Consider the following 16,315-nt stretch of genomic DNA (forward strand, 5'->3'; position numbering starts at 1 on the left):
AAAAACGCGGTGCCACGCAACCATTTCCAGGGTAAAGGGTCTGTAAGACCTGTTTTCGAGCGTGCGCACCTGGGTGTAGACTTGCTCGCTTTTTGCGCAAATAGAGAGTCGCAGGAATGAAGCTGTTCGCCCCCCGTTATCTGCTTGTTGCCGCGTTTTCGCTGTGCCTGGCCGCGTGTTCCAGCGCGCCGGTCGAACAGCCGGCTGCGCCTGCCCAGGCAGATCCCTGGCAGCAGTTGGAACAAAGCATCGCCAGCAATGAGCTGGCCACCGCTGAAGACCAACTGACCGCCCTGCAAGCCCAGACGCCGGATGACCCGCGTGTCGAGCCCCACCAGCGGCAGTTGGCCGAAGCCTACCTGCAACGCAGCCAGATCGTGCTGCAGAAGGGCGACGTCAATGCAGCGGCCACGGCCTTGGCCCGCGCCCGCGCGCTGATGCCACAGGCCCCTGCCGTGACTGGCGGCGACACCATGGCCCATGCCCGCAAGGCCGAGCTTGAAAAGGCCGAGGCGGCATTGAAGGCAGCTGAAGCCAAGCCGCAGGCGCGGGTGATCGACCCGTCGGCGCCGAGCACGGTGATTGCGCTCAAGACCACTGACAGCCGCGCGCTGCGTCGCCAGCTCGATGACATTGCTGCCGATGTGGTGAGTTACAACTGCGAGGTGGTGTTCCAGGTGCCGCGTACGCAGGATGCGCCTTGGCTCAAGACCTTGCTGCACAAGCGTGTGCACAAGCTCGACAGTGGTTTTGAGTTGAAGCAGAAACACCAGATTCAGCGTGCGCTGCCGGCGCAGGTGGTGTTGGTTCCGCATCAGCGCTGACCGGACCAAATCGCGGGGCAAGCCCGCTCCCACAGGGTTGCGCACAGCCGTAATCGAGGCCTGGCGCAGGATCCTGTGGGAGCGGGCTTGCCCCGCGATGCTTCAGGCGGGAATCGCCTCAGCGGCCGCTTCACGTGCCCACACCCGATGCCCTTGCACTGCCTTGAAGAACGCATCGAACGCTTTCTGATCATCGCCCAGCAGCAAACCAGCATCCTCCTTGAGGCCCAGCTTGTTCAGCAGCAGCTTGGCCTCGACGCTCAGGCCCATGGGTTTCAGATGCTTGTAGGCTTCGAGCAGGAAGTGCTTGGCCACCCCGCTACCTTCCAGCGCTTCCAGCGACGCCTTGCCCGCCGGCACCCACAGCCCATCGAACATCACTGAAGGCATGCCCTCCATCGAGGCATCCACCGCCAGCGCCGTGCCGTCCGCCGCTTTCACCGGTGCCGAGGTCGGCCCCAGCAGCATTGGCCGTGCGCTCTGCGCTTCGAGCGCCTTGACCACCTTGTCGACACTGCCTGCATCCACGCCATCGGCCAGCAGAATGGCGATCTTGCGCCCACTGATGCCAATGGTGCCGGGGTGGTTCATCTGGCTCAGCGCTGGCGACTGCGCCAGTTGGCTGCCTTTGACCTGCACCGTGCCCGCCTTGGGCGCCGGCAGGCCAAGGTTGGCGGCCACTGCGGCGGCCAGCTTGAGGTCGATGTTGGCGAGGATTTCGTTCACTTGCCGCGCCCGGATGGCCTCGCGCTCGACCTTGCCCAGCTCGAAGCTGTAGGCCTTGATGATGTGCTGCTGCTCGTTCGGGCTCATGCTGTGAAAGAACAGCCGCGCCTGGGAGAAGTGGTCGCCGAACGACTCGCTGCGCTCGCGAACCTTGTGCGCCTCGATGCGTTCCTGATAGCTCTCGAAGCCGCCATCCTGCGCTGCCGGTGGGGTTTCTTTGGGCCAGCCGCCGTCAATCGAGTTGGGCTCGTAGGCGGCGCGGCCACGGTCGATGGTCATGCGGTGCATGCCGTCGCGTTGGCCGTTGTGGTTGGGCGCCACCGGGCGGTTGATCGGGATTTCATGGAAGTTCGGCCCACCCAGGCGGCTGATCTGCGTGTCGGTGTAGGAGAACAGCCGGCCCTGCAGCAGGGGGTCATTGGTGAAGTCGATGCCCGGCACGATATGCCCTGGGCAGAAGGCGACCTGCTCCACTTCGGCGAAGAAGTTGTCCGGGTTGCGGTTGAGCACCATCTTGCCCAGCGGCGTTACCGGCACCAGTTCTTCAGGGATGATCTTGGTCGGGTCGAGCAGGTCGAAGTCGAACTTGTGCTCGTCGGCCTCCGGCACGATCTGTACGCCCAGCTCCCATTCCGGGTAGTGCCCGGTCTCGATGGCTTCCCACAGGTCGCGGCGATGGTAGTCGGTGTCTTTGCCTGCAAGCTTTTGCGCCTCGTCCCACAGCACAGAGTGCACGCCTTGGCGCGGTTTCCAGTGGAATTTGACGAAGCTGGCCACGCCCTGGGCGTTGATCAGGCGGAAGGTATGCACGCCAAAGCCTTCCATCATGCGCAGGCTGCGCGGGATGGCGCGGTCGGACATGGCCCAGATGACCATGTGCGCCGATTCCGGTACCAGCGAGACGAAGTCCCAGAAGGTGTCATGGGCCGAGCCCCCGGTGGGGATCTCGTTGTGCGGCTCGGGCTTCACGGCGTGCACAAAGTCAGGGAACTTGATCGCGTCCTGAATGAAGAACACCGGCATGTTGTTGCCCACCAAGTCGAAGTTGCCTTCGTCGGTGTAGAACTTGACCGCAAAGCCGCGCACATCGCGCACGGTGTCGCCCGAACCCCGCGGGCCCTGCACGGTTGAAAAACGCACGAACACCGGGGTGATTTTTTCCGGGTCTTGCAGGAAACCGGCCTTGGTCAGCTCGGCGTGGTTGCCGTAGCTCTGGAAGTAACCATGGGCGCCGGTGCCGCGGGCGTGAACGATCCGCTCCGGGATGCGCTCGTGGTCAAAGTGGGTGATCTTCTCGCGCATGATGAAGTCTTCAAGCAGCGATGGCCCGCGTGCGCCAGCCTTGAGGCTGTTCTGATTGTCGGCAACCTTGACCCCCTGGTTGGTGCGCAGCGCCTGGCCCGTGGCATCGCTGCGCGCTGCCTCCAGGCTCTGCAGCTTGGCATTGGTATTGGCGCGGTCAGGGGTATCGGTACCGGCGAGCTGGCTTTGCCGTGGTTCCGGCGCTTTCTTGCTGGCCATGTGCGGCTCTCCTCATCAGTCTTCAGGCTGCCCGTTGGGCTTGTTCAAGTAGTGACTGGGGGGCGAGCCCGAGCGTTCAATCAGGATTACCGGTTGTCGCGTTATGCCCTTTCGATAGGGTGGCGAGGAAATAAATGCTAAGAACAGCGTATGGAAAAGGCTAAAATGCGCGACCCCGGCCAACCGCTGGCTCCATATTCCATGCGCCCCACAAGGTTCGCTCAGTGATCGAGTTTCAAAATGTCCACAAGACCTACCGCGTCGCCGGTAGGGATATACCGGCCCTGAACCCGACCAGCCTGACCATCGAAGATGGCCAGGTGTTCGGCCTGATTGGCCACTCCGGTGCCGGCAAGAGCACCATGCTGCGCCTGATCAACCGCCTCGAAGCGCCGAGCGGCGGCAAGATCATCGTCGATGGCGAAGACGTCACCGCGTTCGATGCCTACCAGCTGCGGCGTTTCCGCCAGCAGGTCGGGATGATCTTCCAGCACTTCAACCTGCTGGCGTCCAAGACCGTGGCCGACAACGTCGCGTTGCCGTTGGTGCTGGCCGGTGAACTGTCCCGCGACCAGATCAACGGCCGGGTCAAGGAGCTGCTGCACCGCGTCGGCCTGCTCGACCACGCGAAAAAATACCCGGCGCAGTTGTCGGGCGGGCAAAAGCAGCGCGTCGGCATTGCCCGCGCCTTGTCGACCAACCCGAAAATCCTGCTGTGCGACGAAGCCACCAGCGCCCTCGACCCGCAAACCACCGCATCGGTGCTGCAACTGCTGGCCGAGATCAACCGCGAGCTGAAGCTGACCATCGTGCTGATCACCCATGAAATGGACGTGATCCGCCGCGTCTGTGACCGTGTTGCGGTCATGGATGCCGGGCATATCGTCGAGCACGGCCCGGTGGCCGAGGTGTTCCTGCACCCGCAGCACGCCACCACCAAGCGCTTTGTCCAGGAAGACGAGCAGGTCAACGAAGGCGAGCAGCGCGACGACTTTGCCCATGTGCCAGGCCGCATCGTGCGCCTGACCTTCCAGGGCGACGCCACCTACGCGCCGCTGCTGGGCACCGTGGCCCGCGAAACCGGCGTTGACTACAGCATCCTGGCCGGGCGTATCGACCGTATCAAGGATGTCCCCTATGGCCAGCTCACCCTCGCCCTGATCGGTGGCGACATGGACGCGGCGTTCGCCCGCTTCAAGGCAGCTGATGTACATATGGAGGTACTGCGTTGATGGACGCCCTGAATTTCTTCGCCAACGTCGACTGGGCCGAAATCTGGCTCGCCACCATCGACACCATGATCATGCTGTTCGGCTCGCTGTTCTTCACTGTGCTGCTGGGCCTGCCGCTGGGCGTGCTGCTGTTCCTGTGCGGGCCACGGCAGATGTTCGAGCAAAAAGGCCTGTATGCGCTGCTGTCGCTGGTGGTCAACGTGCTGCGCTCGCTGCCGTTCATCATCCTGCTGATCGTGATGATCCCGATTACCGTGCTGATCACCGGCACCTCGCTGGGCGTGGCCGGTGCCATTCCGCCGCTGGTGGTCGGTGCTACGCCGTTCTTCGCCCGCCTGGTCGAAACCGCCCTGCGTGAGGTGGACCGCGGCATCATCGAAGCCACCCAGTCGATGGGCGCGACCACCCGCCAGATCATCACCAACGCGCTGCTACCAGAAGCCCGCCCGGGCATCTTCGCGGCCATTACCGTCACCGCCATTACCCTGGTGTCGTACACCGCCATGGCCGGTGTGGTCGGCGCAGGCGGGCTGGGCGACCTGGCCATCCGCTTTGGCTACCAGCGCTTCCAGACCGACGTCATGGTGGTCACCGTGGTGCTGCTGTTGCTGCTGGTTCAAGTTCTGCAGAGTGTCGGCGACAAACTGGTCGTGCATTTTTCCCGTAAGTAACCCCAATGGGGTCGGCCTGGCCGACCCGTTCGGGGGCCGTCGCGGCCCTCACAAGGAGTGATCAATGAAGAAGCTGCTTGCTGTTGTCGCCGCTGTTGCGGCCTTCTCGGCCCACGCCGAGACCCTGACCGTTGCCGCCACCCCGGTGCCGCACGCCGAGATCCTCAACTTCGTGAAGCCACAACTGGCCAAGGAAGGCGTGGAACTGAAGGTCAAGGAATTCACCGACTACATCCAGCCCAACGTACAGGTTGCCGAAAAGCGCCTGGACGCCAACTTCTTCCAACACCAGCCGTACCTGGATGAGTTCAACAAGGCCAAGGGCACTCACCTGGTGAGCGTTGCCGGCGTGCACATCGAGCCGCTGGGCGTGTACTCGTCCAAGATCAAGAAACTCGACGAGCTGCCTACCGGCGCCACCGTGGTCATCCCCAACGATGCCACCAACGGCGGCCGCGCGCTGCTGCTGCTGGCCAAGGCTGGCGTGATCACGCTCAAGGACAACAAGAACATCCTGTCCACCGTGAAAGACGTTACCGGTAACCCGAAAAACGTGAAGTTCCGTGAGCTGGAAGCGGCCACCATTCCGCGCGTGCTGACCCAGGTCGATGCCGCCCTGATCAACACCAACTACGCGCTGGAAGCCAAGCTCAACCCAGAGAAAGACGCGCTGGCCATCGAAGGCAGCGATTCGCCTTATGTGAACATCTTGGTTGCCCGCCCGGACAACAAAGACTCGGACGCCATGAAAAAGCTGGCCGCTGCGCTGCACTCGCCTGAGGTGAAGCAGTTCATCACCGAGAAGTACAAAGGCGCCGTAGTACCAGCGTTCTGACCCTTGTAGGAGCGGCCTTGTGCCGCGAAAGGGCTGCGAAGCAGCCCCAGGGATATCAGCGTTCTGCACAATTCCTGGGGGTGCTGCGCACCCCTTTCGCGACACAAGGCCGCTCCTACACCAGTGAGCCCGACAACCGTTGGCCCACGCTAGCCAGTGCCGCGTATTACACCGGCAACGCCATGTAGAACTGCGTGCCCTGCCCCGGCCGTGAAAACACACCCATGCGCCCGCCGTGCAACTGCACGATCTCCTTGCACAACGCCAAGCCCAGCCCGGCGCCGCCTTTCTTGCGGCCAACCTGTACGAACGGCTCGAAAATCCGCCCCTGCTGGCCGTAGGCAATCCCTTCGCCGTTGTCTTCGACGCTGATGATCACCCGTTCGGCATGGCGCCGCGCATGCAGGCGGATACGCCCGCCGCTGGCGGTATGGCGGATGGCATTGTGCAGCAGATTGTCGAGCACCCGCTCGATCTGCGCGATGTCCGCCTGGATGCGTGGCAGTGGCGGCTCCAACTCACACACCAGCTCTATCTGCTTGGCTGCAGCCTGCTCGGCAAAGCGCGCAACGGCGCGCTCGAACAGTTCATCCAGGGCGCACGGCGCCAGTTCAAGCTTTTGCAGCCCGCTCTGGTAGCGCGAGAAGTTGAGCAGGTCGTTGATCAATTGCGTCAGGCGCTGCATTTCTTCGCCGATGGTGTCGAGCAGGTCGTTCTCACGCGCCTCGGGCGGGAAGCTGATGCGCTCACGCAGCAGGCCAAATGCCATGTGCATGCCGGTGACCGGGGTGCGCAGCTCGTGGGAGGCGCGCAGCACGAACTCGCTGCGCACACGCTCGAAGGCACGCTGCTCGGTCACGTCGTGCAGCACCATCACCGCCCCCAGGATCGGCCCTTGCGGGTGGCTGACCGGGGTCAGGCTGTAGGTCAGCAGGCGGGTTTCGTCGTCCACTTCCAGGCTCAGGTCTTCTGGCGGGCGGTCCAGGCTGCCGCCGCGCAGCACCAGGTGCATCTGCTGTTCCAACTCCGGGCGTTGCAAGGCTTCGGCCAGGCTCACGCCGATGCGGCTCGGGTCCCAGCCCAATTGGCGCTGAGCCACCGGGTTGAGGTGCTCCAGGCGGCCTTGGCGGTCGATGATCAGCAAGCCATCGTCGATGCTGTCGAGCACAGCTTGCAGGCGCTGCTGGCCGGCCAGCAGTTCGTCGACATTCGTGGCCTGGTGTTTGCGCAGGGCATCGGCCATCAGCCCGAAACGGCGGGTCAGCAAGCTCAGTTCGCTGCCCTTGGTCACCGGCAAGGTCACATCGAAATTGCCTTGGCCTACCTGGTCGGCAGCCTTGGCCAGCGCCTCGATGGGTTGGCCGAAGCGCCGGGCAATGTTGTGCGCGGTCATGAACCCCAGCACCAGTACCGTCAGCCCCATCATGCCGAGCATGCCGCTGATCAGCAGTGCGCGGTCGCGGGAATACTCTTCGGCGTGGATGATCTGCTCAAGGGTTTGCTTGTGCGAGTCGATCAGGTCATTGCGCACCTGGTTGAAGGCCGACCCCAGCGGTTGGTCGATGCCCATGCTGCGCGACGGCGCCGGGCTTTGCCGGTAGGCCTCGAGAAACGCCTGGTAGTTGCTTTTGGCCTGGTTGAAGCCTGCGTTGGGCACGCCCTCCTCCAGGCCTTGGCTGAGCAAGGTCTGAAAACGGCTTTGTAATGCCAGCAGGTTTTCCGGGACGGTGTCCGGGTCCAGAATCAGGTTCAGCTGTTCGCCCAGGTTCTGCCGCAATTGCAGGCCCAGCGACAGCGTGTGCGTAGTGTCCTGCACCAAACGTTGCTGCATGGTTGCCATCTGCAGCACACTGAACAGCCCCAACAGCAGGCCCAGCAACGCGACTGTGACCAGCGCCGAAATACTTAGAAAGAGCCGCGTGCGCAGCTTCATCGACCACTTCATAAGTTGTACTGCTTGCGCTTGCGGTACAGCGTCGAGGCATCGATGCCGAGGGTTTTCGCGGCCTGGTCGAGGGTGTCGCTGGCGGCCAGCACCGCACCGATGTGCGCCCGTTCCAGCTCATCCAGGCTCAGCGCCGCGCCAACACGCGGGGCGCTGCTGGTGGGCTGTTCGCCCATGCCCAGGTGGGTCACCTCGACACGCTCCTGCGGGCAGATGATGCTGGCCCGTTCCACCACGTTGCGCAGCTCGCGGATGTTGCCCGGCCAGCGGTAGTTGAGCAGCGCGGCGCGGGCTTCGTCGCTGAACCCACGGGCGGGGCGCGAGTACTCTTTGACGAAGCGGGCCAGGAAGCGGTCGGCCAGGGTCAGCACGTCCTCGCTGCGTTCGCGTAGCGGCGGCAGGTGCAGGGTGATCACGTTCAGGCGGTACAGCAGGTCTTCACGGAACCGCCCTTCGCGGACCATCTCCTCAAGGTTGAGGTTGGTCGCGGCCAGAATCCGCACATCGGCGCGGCGCGTCACTGGGTCGCCGACGCGCTCGTACTCCTTGTCCTGGATAAAACGCAGCAGCTTGGGCTGCAGGCTCAGCGGGAAGTCGCCGATTTCGTCGAGGAACAGGGTGCCGCCGTCGGCCTGGCTAACCCGCCCAAGGGTGCTCTCGCTGGCACCGGTAAAGGCGCCGCGGGTGTGACCGAACAGTTCGCTTTCCATCAGCTCGGCGTTCAGCGACGGGCAGTTGATGGTCACGCACGACTTGCGCGCGCGCTTGCTCCAGCCGTGGATGGCACGGGCCAGCTCGCCTTTACCGGTGCCCGACTCGCCCAGAATAAGGATGTTGGCATCGGTGGTTGCCACCTGGCGGGCCGTTTCCAGCACCACCATCATGGCCGGGCTGTGGGAATCCAGGCCGTCCTTGGGTTTGCGCACCTCGCCTTCCAAGGCTTCAAGGCGTGCCGAGAGCTGGCGCACTTCCAGTTGCTTGGCCGTGGCCAGGCGCAACTGGTCGGGGCTGCACGGTTTGACCAGGTAATCGGCAGCGCCGGCCTGAATGGCGTCTACGGCGGTGTCGATCGCCGAGTGGGCAGTGACGATGACCACGCGCATCCAGGGTGCCTGGATGCGCATCTGGGCCAGCACATCGAGGCCGTTGTCCTCGCCCAGGCGCAAATCGAGAAAGCACAGGTCGAACACCTGGCGTTGCAGCAGGGTCTCAGCCTGGGCGGCACTGTTGGCGGTGGCGACGCTATAGCCCTCGTCTTCGAGGCAATAGCGGAAGGTGCGCAGGATCGCGGACTCGTCATCCACCAGCAGAATGCGGCCTTGCTTGTCCTGGACTGGCTCCATTTTCCTACGCTCCTTTGGGATTGATCTCAGTTAGTGTCGGAAAAATCGGGCAAGTTGCATGGTTGATTCTGATTGATTCCGCGCCATGCATGCTAGCTCTTAGCCGCCATGATGGCCAAGTCGTTGAAAACAGTGAAGTTATTAAGTGCCTGTGGGCTGGCATGGCGGTTGCGACGGTCACAGGTTGATGTATCTGTCAGGAGGTAAACACGATGCGATTCCCCCTTCGAACCCTGGTGATGGCCTGCAGTTTGTTGCCAATTATGACCGCCGCGCTGGCCGACCCCGTCCAGGACGCCCGCCTGGAAGGCTCATTGCAGACGGCGTTGTCCCTCAACCGCCTGCTCAACCCCTTCCCGATCAAGGTTGAAGTGGACGGCGCGCAGGCGCGCCTGAGCGGTGAAGTGGAAAACCCCGTCGAGCGCGACCTGGCCGAGCATGTGGCGTTGGCCACCCGTGGCATCGAACAAGTGGACAACCAGTTGCGTATCAACCCGGCATTGATCGAACACCCGCTGGAGCCGCGTGCCTATGCCCAACGCCTGGAGGACGCCACCCTCGGCGCCGTGGTGCGCGCCCGCCTGCTGTGGAGCCGGGTCACCGAGAAGTCGCCCATCGAAGTACAAAGCCGCGATGGCGTAGTCACCTTGCGCGGCAAGGTCGACAGCCCCGAGGCCAAGGAACTGGCCGGGGTGCTGGCACGCACCACTGACGGCGTGCACCTGGTCAACAATTTGGTAAGCCTGGACAGCACTGCCCTGGCCAAGGCCCGGGAAAAACCGGTGGATGCGCCCAGCGACAGCTGGATCATCGACAAGATCCAGACCAGCTACCGCTTCAGCCGCAACCTGGACGGCCTGAATATCAAGGTGGCCAGTGCCGACGGCATGGTGCGGTTGTCTGGCGAGGTGGTCAGCAGCGAACAGCGCACCATTGCCGTGGACGTGGCGCGGCAGATCGTCGGCGTGCGCGGCGTGGACGCCGATTTGCTCAAGGTGGCCAGAAAGGTCGAAGGTTGAATCGTGCAAAACGCACGGCGCCACAGCGTGCATCGTGCAGGATACGTCCTTGAACTTTTTGAGAAATTGCGTAACTAGTTGATTTATAAGGATTTTTATATCGGCTAAAAGCTGGCATGCAGGCTGCAATGTCTTGTTCAGGTTTCATAAAACAAGTACGCAGTAAGCAGGAGGAGCTGGCATGAACCGCCCAAACGTCAACCGCACGCAATCCGCCGTTTTGCCAGTTCGCCAGGCGTTGATTCTCGGCATGGCCGTGTTGCTCACCTTGGCAGCCGGCCTGTTCTACTACAGCTGGCAGACCGCACGCCTGGCCGACCAGGTAGCGGCGCAAACCGCGCTGTTGACGCAGATGAAGGCGACCCGTGCCAGCACCTTGGTCCGAGCGGCCGAGCCAATGCCGGTCAGTGACACAGCTGCCCCTGCTGTACTTGAAACGGTTCAACCGCAAGAACGCTGGGTGTTCTGACACTTCGGCAGGGCTTTTTACGCACTCGATTACGCACAAGAAAGGAGAAACATCATGCTGAGCTGGGCTATCACTTTCCTGATCATCGCCATTGTCGCTGCCGTACTGGGCTTCGGTGGTATCGCGGGCGCGGCTACTGGTATCGCGAAGATTCTGTTCATTGTCTTCCTGGTGCTGTTCGTGGCGTCCTTCATCTTCGGACGTCGCAGGGGCTGACCCATGAACAGGATGCTGGCCGGCGCCCTGCTACTGGGCGTCGTCACCACGGCCATGGCGGCCAATGACGGCCAGGTGCGTGCCAACCAAGTGTTGAGCACGGACCCCGAATACCGGGAAACCTGGCAGGACGCGATCAAGGGCGAGGAACGCCTGCCCGAGTGGGTGATCAACCTGAGCGGCAGCTCGCCGCTACAGATGTCGGCAGTGACCGAGGATGGTGACCAGTATCTGGTTGGCCCTCTTTGCGAGTCCGACAACAACTGCACCCACAAACGGCTGATCGTTGCTTTCAGCTGGGACAAGGACGATGCCTACGGGATGCTCGTGGAGGTGCCCGAAGGTTTGCCCGCGGACAAGTCGCCGACCCGCCACGCGGATTACCGCTGGCTCGGCAAGCCCGATGACGGCATGAAGGCCATGCTGCAGGAGCAGCTCAAGCGTGACCCCAACTGGTACTGAGGTTTTTTGTATCAGGGCACGCACTGTAACGAAATAGAAGCTGAACCCATCTATCGTTCTGGCTTCTATGATGCGCCGCATCGATGAGACGCAGCGCATGACCAGGGGGCCGGGCTGTTCTGATTGCTACAGGATCGGAGTGGCCTAGGGGTACAGGGAGTACCTCCTTTATGGGCCGGGTCAGGAGAGGGTGGCATCGGAAGTTGCAGATCGGCCGCAGGCCGGTCTGGCTTCCGAAGCGCCTGATGCAGCATTCCTTCCTTATATAGGCACGGCTTGTCTGTAAGACACATTTTGTCGTGACCGTACATCGCTTTTTTTTCGACTGTCCGACCGGTCAGGTCAGGTGGCATTTCAGCCATTCGGATTGTCGAACATGCCATTCCTATCCTTCTGCATTAGCCGCCAAATCTGCCGAAATCTGGCGGTTCGGTCTTGTTCGGGTTTCCGAACGTTGAAAATCAAGGGCTTGCCGACGCCCGATTTGAGGGTCTCGCCTCATGCCGATTCGGCATGGGGTAGTCGTTTCCGGCATTAGACTGGCACCTTCACCATCGCAATAGTTGCCGCCTTTTTCCCCGGCCCGAGTGCGTCTTCGGCGTGCTCGCGGTGACCTTTCATGGGGTCGCCGGGCGCAAGCAAAGGGTTGCAGCAATGCTTTAAACAGCTCTGCAACGCGGGTTTGACGCCGGATGCCTGTGACCACTACAACAAAGGGTAATGACATGAAGAAGGCAAAACTGAGCCTCGCCTGGCAAATCGTGATCGGTTTGTTGCTGGGCGTTGCAGTCGGCGCGCTACTGAATCATTTCAGTGCAGAAAAGGCATGGTGGATCAGCAACATCCTCCAGCCCGCTGGCGACATCTTCATTCGTCTGATCAAGATGATCGTTGTCCCGATCGTGATCTCGTCGCTGATCGTGGGTATTGCCGGGGTTGGCGATGCGAAGAAACTTGGCAGTATTGGCCTCAAGACCATCCTCTACTTCGAGGTGGTGACCACCATTGCCATCGTCGTCGGCCTGGTGCTGGCCAACGTCTTCCACCCGGGCGCCGGCATCGACATGAGCACCCTGGGTACCGTCGATATCTCCAAGTACCAGGCGACCGCCGCCGAGGTGCAGCATGAGCACGCGTTCATCGAAACCCTGCTCAACCTGATCCCGTCGAATATCTTCGCAGCGCTGATGCGTGGCGAAATGCTGCCGATCATCTTCTTCTCGGTGATGTTCGGCATGGGCCTTTCGACCCTCAACGCCGACCTGCGCGAGCCGCTGGTGCGCACGTTCCAGGGCGTGTCGGAGACCATGTTCAAGGTCACCCACATGATCATGAACTACGCCCCGATCGGCGTATTCGCCCTGATCGCCGTGACCGTGGCCAACTTCGGCTTCGCCTCGCTGCTGCCGCTGGCCAAGCTGGTCGTGCTGGTGTACTTCGCCATCGCCTTCTTCGCCTTCATGGTGCTGGGCCTGGTGGCACGGGTGTTTGGCTTCTCGGTGATCAAGATCATGCGCATCATGAAAGATGAGCTGATCCTCGCCTACTCCACCTCCAGCTCCGAAACCGTGCTGCCGCGCGTGATCGAGAAGATGGAAAAGTACGGCGCGCCGAAGTCGATCTGCTCGTTCGTGGTGCCGACCGGCTACTCGTTCAACCTCGACGGCTCGACCCTGTACCAGAGCATCGCGGCTATCTTCATCGCCCAGCTGTACGGCATCGACCTGTCGATCGGCCAGCAGCTGATGCTGGTGCTGACCCTGATGGTCACATCCAAAGGTATCGCCGGCGTGCCGGGCGTGTCGTTCGTGGTGCTGCTGGCTACCTTGGGCAGCGTTGGCATTCCGCTGGAAGGCCTGGCATTCATCGCTGGCGTCGACCGCATCATGGACATGGCCCGTACCGCGCTGAACGTGGTGGGCAACGCCCTGGCCGCCGTGGTTATCGCCAAGTGGCAGGGTATGTACGACAGCGCCAAAGGCGAGGCGTACTACAACTCGGTGGTTGCCAAAGGCAAGAAAGACGCTGTTGTAGCAGGCGAGCCTGTTAACCAGTAAGCCTTTGCGCTGAACCAGAAAGCCCCGACTCGTCGGGGCTTTTTTGTGTTTGTGGCCAAAGCGACGCAGTGTGGTGCGTAGGAGCGGCCTTGTGTCGCGAAAGGGGCGCGCAGCGGCCCCAGGATCTCGGCTTCATGCAAGGCCGCCGGGGCTGCTTCGCAGCCCTTTCGCGACGCAAGGCCGCTCCTACAGGCCGATTGCGCTATCATTCGGGCATTTTACACAGGGGAATTCCGGGATGCTCAACGGCCTTTGGCTTGGCTTCTTCGTGGTGGCGGCCATCTCCGCCCTGGCGCAATGGCTGGTGGGCGGCAACGCCGGTATCTTCGCCGCCATGGTCGAGAGCATCTTTGCCATGGCCAAGCTTTCGGTGGAGGTCATGGTCCTGCTGTTCGGCACCCTGACGCTGTGGCTGGGCTTTCTCAAAATCGCCGAAAAAGCCGGCATCGTCGAATGGCTGGCCAAGGTCCTCGGGCCGCTGTTCGCCCGGCTGATGCCGGAAGTGCCACGCGGGCACCCGGCCCTGGGGCTGATCACCATGAACTTCGCCGCCAACGGCCTGGGCCTGGACAACGCCGCCACCCCCATCGGCCTCAAGGCCATGCGGGCGCTGCAGGAGCTCAACCCCAGCAGCACCACGGCAAGCAATGCGCAGATCCTGTTTCTGGTGCTCAACGCCTCGTCGCTGACGCTGCTGCCGGTGACCATCTTCATGTACCGCGCCCAGCAAGGGGCCATGGACCCCACCTTGGTGTTCCTGCCGATCCTGCTGGCCACCAGCGTGTCGACCCTGGTCGGCCTGCTGTCGGTGGCGGTGATGCAGCGCTTGCGCCTGTGGGACCCGGTGGTGCTCGCCTACCTGATCCCCGGTGCGTTGCTGCTGGGGTGCTTCATGGCGTTTCTGGGCACCTTGTCGGCAGCGGCGCTGGCCGGGCTTTCGTCGATCCTCGGCAACCTCACGCTGTTCGGGGTGATCATGCTGTTCGTGCTGGTTGGCGCGCTCAAGCGCGTGAAGGTGTACGAGGCGTTCGTCGAGGGCGCCAAGGAAGGCTTTGACGTGGCCAAGGCGCTGTTGCCGTATCTGGTCGCCATGCTGGTGGCAGTCGGCGTGCTACGCGCCTCAGGCGCCTTGGAGCTGGCCCTGGACGGCATTCGCCACGCCGTCAGTTGGCTGGGCCTGGACACCCGCTTTGTCGAGGGCCTGCCGACCGCGCTGGTCAAGCCATTCTCCGGCAGCGCGGCGCGGGCCATGCTGATCGAGACCATGCAGACCCACGGTGTCGACAGCTTCCCGGCGCTGGTGGCGGCGACTATTCAGGGCAGCACCGAAACCACCTTCTACGTGCTGGCGGTGTACTTCGGTGCGGTGGGCATCCAGCGTGTGCGCCACGCCGTGGGCTGTGCGCTGCTGGCCGAGTTCTCCGGGGTGGTCGCGGCGATCTTCGTCTGCTACTGGTTCTTCGCCTGAGCCACGGTCCAGTCGATCACCTGGCGCGTCATCTGGTCGCTGGCGGTACCGAAGCCGCGCACCACTCGCGGCACATCGGTGTGGTCGAGGTGCTCGCGGACTTCGAAGCGTTTGCTGGCCAGAATACGTTGGGTTCGCCCATCGATCAGCCGCGCGTCATAGCGGATCACCACTTCCACCACGCGCCAGTAGCGGTATTCGCTCTGAAACGCCTGTAGCTCGCCGCCCAGCTCGTAGTCGGCCTGCAGGTTGCTGTCATCGGCGCTCAGGCGCTGCACCCGGCCATCGCGCTGGAAACCATCCAGCAGGCGGTTGCGCACCAGCAGCGGCACCGGGTCGCTCCAGCGGGCGCCCTTGTAGCTGCTGAGCACATCACCCTGCGGTATCACCGCGATGCGCGGCCCCGAGAGTGTTTCGCTGGCCAGCGGCTTGTTCACCCGCAATGACCAGCCCAGCGCTGCCGGGCTTGCGCTGCCTTGGCCAACGGGCAAGCGGTAGATATCCACAGGCGCGCTCTGCGGCAGGATCGAGCAGGCGGTGAGCAGGCTCATTGAAGCGCTGAGGGCGAGCAGGCGCAGCGACGCGATCATGGCTGGAACTCCTTGTTGTTGTCGCGGCCCAGCAGGTAGCCGCTGGGGTCGGCTTCCAGGCGCCGGGAGATGCCTTTGAGCGAATTGAGGGTCTCGCGCAGCTCGCGAATGGCCGGGGCAACCTGGTTCAGGCCCTGGGCGCCATCGTCGATGGCCTGGCGGTTGTCCTGCAACAGGCGGTTGAGGGTGGCGCTGGTCTCGGCCAGCGACTGCATGGCCTGTTCGGCGCTGCCGATGGCTTGCTTGCCCTGGGTGCCGAGCAGGCCGTTGGCGTTGCGCATCAGCGCCTGGGTTTCGGCCAGGGTGGCGTTGGCCTGGCGGCCCACTTCGGCAAGCTGGGCCAGGGTGTCGGCGATGCCGCCCTTTTTGCTGGCGAAGGCGCCGGTGGTCTGGTCGAGGTTGGCCAGGGTGTTGCTCAAATGCTCGACGTTGCGCTCGGAGAACATCTGGTTGGCGTTGTGCAGCAGCAGGTTGATGTTGGTGACCAGGTCGCTGCTGTCGTTGAGCAGGCGTGAAATGGGCGAGGGCGAGGCGATGATGATCGGCAGCTTGCCGTCCTTGCCCTTGAGTTCGGGGCTTTGCGGGGTGCCGCCGCTGAGCTGGATGAAGGCATTACCGGTCACCCCGGCCAGGGTCAGCTTGGCCTGGGTGTCTTCCTTGACCGGCGTGTCGCCGCTCAGGCGCACCCGCGCCAGCACCCGGCGCGGGTCCTGCGGGTCGAGGCGCAGGGTGCTGACATCGCCGACCTTGATGCCGTTGTATTGCACCGGGCTGCCGCGCGACAGCCCCGACACCGCCTCGTTGAACACCACTTCGTAGTCCTTGAAGGCGTCGTCGACGCTGGACTTGGTCAGCCACAGGCCGAACAGCATGGCGCCGGCCACCACCAGCACGGTGATCAGGCCGATCAGGACATGATGAGCTCGGGTTTCCATCG

Annotated in this window: 15 protein-coding genes; 10 read left to right on the top strand and 5 right to left on the bottom strand. The window is 62.9% G+C overall.

From position 1 onward, the window contains the following. Positions 1 to 116: 116 nt before the first annotated feature. Positions 117 to 824, top strand: a complete 708-nt coding sequence (locus HU719_RS12600) for a PA5502 family lipoprotein (protein WP_186520397.1) — start codon at positions 117 to 119, stop codon at positions 822 to 824. Positions 825 to 926: 102 nt separating this feature from the next. Here HU719_RS12600 and katE read toward each other — a convergent pair whose 3' ends face one another. After that, entirely contained in the window at positions 927 to 3,071 is a 2,145-nt protein-coding gene (katE, locus tag HU719_RS12605; RefSeq protein ID WP_186536479.1) for a catalase HPII, read from the bottom strand. Positions 3,072 to 3,295: 224 nt separating this feature from the next. Here katE and HU719_RS12610 point away from each other — a divergent pair, with 224 nt between their 5' ends. From HU719_RS12610 to HU719_RS12620, 3 genes are all read left to right on the top strand, one after another. Further along, positions 3,296 to 4,303, top strand: coding sequence for an ATP-binding cassette domain-containing protein (locus tag HU719_RS12610; protein ID WP_186520395.1), 1,008 nt, complete (start codon positions 3,296 to 3,298; stop codon positions 4,301 to 4,303). After that, complete coding sequence (locus tag HU719_RS12615; protein WP_186520394.1) at positions 4,303 to 4,974, top strand: methionine ABC transporter permease; 672 nt, start codon at positions 4,303 to 4,305, stop codon at positions 4,972 to 4,974. Before HU719_RS12610 ends, HU719_RS12615 begins: the two co-directional genes overlap by 1 nt. 64 nt (positions 4,975 to 5,038) lie before the next feature. Next, complete coding sequence (locus tag HU719_RS12620; RefSeq protein WP_186520393.1) at positions 5,039 to 5,809, top strand: MetQ/NlpA family ABC transporter substrate-binding protein; 771 nt, start codon at positions 5,039 to 5,041, stop codon at positions 5,807 to 5,809. A 166-nt stretch (positions 5,810 to 5,975) separates the two neighbouring features. On the opposite strand, the gene HU719_RS12625 is transcribed toward HU719_RS12620, so the two are convergent. Continuing rightward, positions 5,976 to 7,754 (bottom strand): KinB sensor domain-containing domain, encoded by a 1,779-nt coding sequence (locus HU719_RS12625; RefSeq protein ID WP_186536477.1) that lies wholly within the window; start codon positions 7,752 to 7,754, stop codon positions 5,976 to 5,978. Further along, the gene (gene algB, locus HU719_RS12630; protein WP_186520391.1) at positions 7,751 to 9,097 is read right to left on the bottom strand and encodes a sigma-54-dependent response regulator transcription factor AlgB; all 1,347 of its coding nucleotides are present in this window, start codon (positions 9,095 to 9,097) and stop codon (positions 7,751 to 7,753) included. The genes HU719_RS12625 and algB overlap by 4 nt, the downstream gene beginning before the upstream one ends. 212 nt (positions 9,098 to 9,309) lie before the next feature. Between algB and HU719_RS12635 the strand changes: the two genes are divergently transcribed. From HU719_RS12635 to HU719_RS12660, 6 genes are all read left to right on the top strand, one after another. Next, complete coding sequence (locus HU719_RS12635; protein ID WP_186536475.1) at positions 9,310 to 10,116, top strand: BON domain-containing protein; 807 nt, start codon at positions 9,310 to 9,312, stop codon at positions 10,114 to 10,116. Between the two features lie 181 nt (positions 10,117 to 10,297). Beyond that, positions 10,298 to 10,585 carry a hypothetical protein gene (locus HU719_RS12640; protein WP_186536473.1) on the top strand — a complete coding sequence of 96 codons (288 nt, stop codon included), beginning with the start codon at positions 10,298 to 10,300 and terminating at the stop codon, positions 10,583 to 10,585. 54 nt (positions 10,586 to 10,639) lie between these two features. Next, complete coding sequence (locus tag HU719_RS12645; protein ID WP_186520388.1) at positions 10,640 to 10,801, top strand: DUF1328 domain-containing protein; 162 nt, start codon at positions 10,640 to 10,642, stop codon at positions 10,799 to 10,801. Positions 10,802 to 10,804: 3 nt separating this feature from the next. Further along, positions 10,805 to 11,263, top strand: coding sequence for an inhibitor of vertebrate lysozyme family protein (locus tag HU719_RS12650; RefSeq protein ID WP_186520387.1), 459 nt, complete (start codon positions 10,805 to 10,807; stop codon positions 11,261 to 11,263). Positions 11,264 to 11,988: 725 nt separating this feature from the next. Beyond that, positions 11,989 to 13,320: a glutamate/aspartate:proton symporter GltP gene (gltP, locus tag HU719_RS12655; RefSeq protein WP_186520386.1), complete on the top strand. Its 1,332-nt coding sequence runs from the start codon at positions 11,989 to 11,991 to the stop codon at positions 13,318 to 13,320. A gap of 238 nt (positions 13,321 to 13,558) precedes the next feature. Further along, the gene (locus HU719_RS12660; RefSeq protein ID WP_186520385.1) at positions 13,559 to 14,788 is read left to right on the top strand and encodes a nucleoside recognition domain-containing protein; all 1,230 of its coding nucleotides are present in this window, start codon (positions 13,559 to 13,561) and stop codon (positions 14,786 to 14,788) included. On the opposite strand, the gene HU719_RS12665 is transcribed toward HU719_RS12660, so the two are convergent. Together HU719_RS12665 and HU719_RS12670 are read right to left on the bottom strand one after the other, a co-directional pair. Continuing rightward, positions 14,770 to 15,378, bottom strand: coding sequence for an ABC-type transport auxiliary lipoprotein family protein (locus HU719_RS12665; protein WP_186536471.1), 609 nt, complete (start codon positions 15,376 to 15,378; stop codon positions 14,770 to 14,772). The two genes, HU719_RS12660 and HU719_RS12665, sit on opposite strands and share 19 nt — an antisense overlap. Further along, positions 15,375 to 16,313 (bottom strand): MlaD family protein, encoded by a 939-nt coding sequence (locus HU719_RS12670; protein WP_186520383.1) that lies wholly within the window; start codon positions 16,311 to 16,313, stop codon positions 15,375 to 15,377. The genes HU719_RS12665 and HU719_RS12670 overlap by 4 nt, the downstream gene beginning before the upstream one ends. Between the last annotated feature and the right edge of the window lie 2 nt (positions 16,314 to 16,315).

The organism is Pseudomonas farsensis, assembly GCF_014268805.2.
GTDB classification, from domain to species: Bacteria; Pseudomonadota; Gammaproteobacteria; order Pseudomonadales; family Pseudomonadaceae; genus Aquipseudomonas; species Aquipseudomonas farsensis.